Raw genomic sequence first — 3,268 nt, 5'->3', positions numbered from 1 at the left:
GCATCATGCATTGCATCAATTATTGTTTTTGTTGATTCTTTATCACCCATATCATTGATGTATACAAGGTCTACGTCTTTCATAGCATTGACCAGTTCATCTCTATCTTTAAAATCGCCATCCACAATAAATTCTCGGCTATCATCACTGATAGTTAAACGTTTATGACCTTTTCTTGCATAAAGAACGATGGAATGGTCAGTTTCATTGAGCAATTCATTTGTTAGCATACGGGCTATTTGGCCTGCTGCACCTAAAATTAAAATTTTCATCATACCACTCCTCGTATAATAAATGTTGTTCCTTGAAAACCACCAAGTCCGAGTATAGGCGTCTCAACACTATTGTTTAGCATTACTTTTTGCATGTGGAATCCTCTCGTACTAATTTTTTTTATTCAAATAATCTTCTATTAACTGTAGAGCCTGATGCTCGTCAATTCCTTCTGCCCTTATAGTGATATAAGATTCAGGCATAATTGCTAATGACATAGTGTCCATAAGCGACTTGGTTGAATTTTTTAGATTAACAGATCTTCCCCTATATTCAAGAAGTATGGTAGAGGTAAACTTACAAGCAACACTTACTAAGAAGGTTGCTGTATGGGCGAATCCTGTATCTGCAATGATTTTATATTGTTTTTCAATCATTCTTCTCCTACCCCCTATAGCCCCTTTTATAAAAGGATAATTAATTAAATAGGGTCAAATTATTTACAATAACCGAAGTTTATTAGTATTAAATTATCTCTCTTGATGTGTAGGACGAATAAGCATTTCATTAATTGCTACATCTGATGGTTGTTCAATGGCAAAAGCAATGGCACGGGCAATGCTTTCAGCATCAATGGCAACATCTTCATAAAGTTTATCAATTCCAGGTTTTAAATCCATATCGGTGATCAAATTAATTAATTCAGACTGAACCGCGCCTGGTGAGATAATAGTGGAACGAATATTGTTTCCAGCTTCTTCTTTACGTAATCCTTCGGAAATAGCGCGTACAGCAAACTTTGTTCCTGCATAGACCGTACTTCCAGGACCAACAAAATGTCCAGCTACTGAAGACAAATTAATGACATGTCCTGATTTTTGTTCTCTCATGGATGGAAGCACAGCCGCAATCCCATAAAGTACACCTTTAATATTGACGTCAATCATCTTATTCCAGTCTTCGATTCTCTTCTTATAAAGAAATGAATGTGGCATAACGCCAGCATTATTCACTAATACATCAATTTTTTCAAATTCTTGAAGAGCATACTCAGCAAGCTCTTCCATTTGTTCATGTGACGTTACATCAGTTACTTTATAAATAGCTTTTCCACCATTTTTTTCGATTTCTTTCTGTAACTGTTGTAAACGCTCTTCACGACGAGCTGCCAAGACCAACTTAGCACCTTTAGAAGCAAGTTCTTTAGCTGTCGCCTCTCCAATCCCACTAGAAGCACCTGAAATAATCACAACTTTATCTTTTATGTTAGACATCATTTATACCTATCCTTTCTTATATAAAAAGTAAATTTATTGATTCAGATGATTTGCCCTCTAAAAGCAAATTATCTGCTGAATCTATTTTTTAAAACTTCACTGCTGTGCACTTGAGAGCTCTCGGCTGCGTTTAAATGAAAACACTCCAATCAGTAGAGCAATCACGACTGATGTCGCTCCAACCCAACTGATCTCTAGTATTGATGACCTTCCCGCAACAATACCTCCAATTCCAGCACCCGCAGCAAATCCAAGTTGGACAAAGGAACTGTTCAGACTAAGCACGATACTAGAGGCTTCTGGAGTCAGTGAGATCAGGTTAAAGTTTTGGGTTGGCCCGAACGTCCAAGCAGCGATTTCCCAAATCATGAGCAATGGGAGGGTGACCATTACCCATYCAAATCCAGAGACAGTAGACAGCAATACTAGCGAGATGATGTGAACAGCCATGGATCCGACTAGCGTGCGAACGATGCCGATCCGGTCTGCTAATAAGCCACCAACCTTAGAGCCAATCAAGCTCGCGATGCCCATAGCTAAGAGAATCATACTCAATTTTTCTTTCATAGTCGGCATAACGGCGGTCAGAAAGGGGGTGATATACGTATTAAGCATTGAATAACTAATAAATACAAAGAAGGTTACACCAAGGGTGAGTGCGACTCTCGGATTCTTCAAGAGGGCAAGACGCTTGCTCAGAGAAACAGCTGCCTCGCTTTCCATGACCGGAATCGTCCGTGCTACGGCAAAGATAGCCAGTAGGCTGAAAAGTCCGATGCCCCAGAAGATGACCTTCCAATCATAAGACGAAGCAATCATACGACCAAGGGGAACGCCAAATACAAGGGAAGAGCTATACCCCATTGCAACGTTGGCCATCGCTCCACCCTGACGTCCAGGAGCCGCCAGTTTTGCAGCTATACCATAGGCGGTGACAACGAAGACCCCTGTTCCAATTCCTAGTAAAACGCGAGAGGCCATCAGCAAGCCAAAGCCTGGAAGAGCAATTACCCCAATGATGCCGAGTAATATGATAGCGAGAGCCAGTAACAATTGCTTACGCTGATCCATCTTTGAGGTTGCTACCATGACAAGAGGCGTGCCGATTGCGTTGCCGAGAGCGAATACGGTAATAAGCTGCCCTGCGGTTGCTACCGATACATCGACAGAAGCAGCCACTTTATCCAACGTACCTACGATGACGAATTGTGAAGTACCCACCACAAAGCTAATAAGGGTTAACATGTAAATTTTCCAACTATTATTCACTCTGTTCTATCTACTCCTTTATTTATGAGGTGATATATTAAGTTTTATATTTTAAACTTTTTTGTTCTTGTTGAGTTACCAGTAAGGATTCCCTTCTTTGTATCATTATCGCTTTAAATGGTTATATTATTTAACCGCATCCCTATTATGCACCAACTGAGAAAGCAACCGGTATCCCATTCCTCTCAAATGATTGCCTAATCCTCTCAATGCCACTTACGCAATGAAGAAATATGCATTATAATGGCGCTATCACAAGGAAAGGACGAAGGAGGATCTTATCTTATGTCTGAACAAATTTATACACGGCAGAAAGAACTTGCTAAACTTATTGAACGTTATTCGGGGCAGGACGGTAACTACACAACTGCTGTTCCATCTTTATTTTTTACTCGTCTATCTAATGCTGTCGGACCAAGTCATGGAGTTTACAACCCTTCCTTATGCATTATCGTCCAAGGTATGAAGGAGGTATTACTGGCGCAAGAACGCTTTACATACAATCCTGC

General features: G+C 40.3%; 5 protein-coding genes. 1 reads left to right on the top strand and 4 read right to left on the bottom strand.

Annotated elements, in window-relative coordinates:
- The 4 genes from AC1DRF_RS20605 to AC1DRF_RS20590 all read right to left on the bottom strand — a co-directional run.
- Positions 1 to 272: NAD(P)H-binding protein (locus AC1DRF_RS20605; protein ID WP_477741554.1), on the bottom strand; the 272-nt coding region annotated here is incomplete at its 3' end.
- A 111-nt stretch (positions 273 to 383) separates the two neighbouring features.
- Positions 384 to 650, bottom strand: a complete 267-nt coding sequence (locus tag AC1DRF_RS20600) for an HPr family phosphocarrier protein (RefSeq protein ID WP_427076904.1) — start codon at positions 648 to 650, stop codon at positions 384 to 386.
- A gap of 93 nt (positions 651 to 743) precedes the next feature.
- Positions 744 to 1,487, bottom strand: coding sequence for an SDR family oxidoreductase (locus AC1DRF_RS20595; RefSeq protein ID WP_427076903.1), 744 nt, complete (start codon positions 1,485 to 1,487; stop codon positions 744 to 746).
- Between the two features lie 99 nt (positions 1,488 to 1,586).
- A complete protein-coding gene (locus tag AC1DRF_RS20590) occupies positions 1,587 to 2,759 on the bottom strand; it encodes an MFS transporter (RefSeq protein ID WP_477741553.1) in 1,173 nt (390 codons plus the stop codon).
- A 243-nt stretch (positions 2,760 to 3,002) separates the two neighbouring features.
- Here AC1DRF_RS20590 and AC1DRF_RS20585 point away from each other — a divergent pair.
- On the top strand, positions 3,003 to 3,268 hold a 266-nt coding region (locus AC1DRF_RS20585; protein WP_477741552.1), incomplete at its 3' end, for an AraC family transcriptional regulator N-terminal domain-containing protein.

The sequence above is a fragment of the Priestia sp. P5_B4 genome (assembly GCF_056400385.1).
Note: the sequence above shows the minus strand (reverse complement) of the source record. Positions and strands in the feature narration are given on the sequence as shown.